Origin of the sequence: Clostridium sp. CAG:43 (assembly GCF_000434655.1) — a bacterium.
GTDB lineage: Bacteria > Bacillota > Clostridia > Lachnospirales > Lachnospiraceae > Otoolea > Otoolea fessa.
Map to the genome: position 1 here is coordinate 1 of NZ_FR895025.1, position 1000 is coordinate 1000.

A 1000-nucleotide genomic window follows, 5' to 3' on the forward strand; every position below is an offset into this window, starting at 1 on the left:
AGTTCTGCAATCGAGATTATCGCATTCCTTATGGTAGTAGGTGGTGCATTTGGTATCATGATCCGTACAGGTGCGATTGAATCTGGATTGATCGGATTGATCCGTAAGGCCAAGGGAGCAGAAAAACTACTGATTCCGATACTTTTCGTACTGTTTTCTCTTGGTGGAGCAGTTTTTGGAATGGGAGAAGAAGCACTTCCGTTTACTATGATTCTTTGTCCGTTGTTTGTAGCAGTTGGATATGATTCAGTTATCGCAGTTCTTGTTACTTATGTTGCCACACAGATTGGTTTCGGTTCATCTTGGATGAATCCGTTCTCTGTAGGCATTGCACAGGGTATTGCAGGGATTGACGTATTCTCCGGTGCAGGATTCCGTATGGTAATGTGGGTCGTATTTACAGCACTCGGCTGTGGAATGACTATGTTCTATGCATCAAAGATTAAAAAGAATCCGACAATCTCAATCGCATATAAGACGGATTCATATTTCCGTGAGCAGAATGAAACAACAGGAATTGACGAAGGACATTCATTTGGTCTTGGACACATTTTAGTTCTTCTGACACTGGCTGCTACAGTAGTATGGGTAGTTTGGGGAGTTATGACTCAGGGATACTACATGCCGGAGATTGCAACACAGTTCTTTATTATGGGAATTGTTTCCGGTGTGTTTGGAGTTATCTTTAAACTGAATGATATGAAACTGAATGATATTGCAACATCTTTCAAAGATGGAGCAAAAGACCTGATCGGTGCTGCCCTTGTCGTTGCTATGGCACAGGGAATCATGCAGGTTCTTGGTGGTTCTGATCCGACAACACCTACAGTTATTAATACAATTATGTATAATATTTCAAATGCATTGTCTGGAGTTTCCGGAGCAGTTGCAGCAGTACTTATGTATCTGTTCCAGTCCGTATTTAACTTCTTCGTTGTATCCGGAACAGGACAGGCTGCCATCACAATGCCGATCATGGCTCCGCTGTCAGACCTGTTAG

1 pseudogene is annotated in these 1000 nt (G+C 42.5%); it reads left to right on the forward strand.

Annotation, left to right across the window (positions count from 1 at the left end):
- Positions 1-30: 30 nt before the first annotated feature.
- Positions 31-1000: pseudogene (locus QVO97_RS02130) on the forward strand (hypothetical protein); the annotation flags it as partial.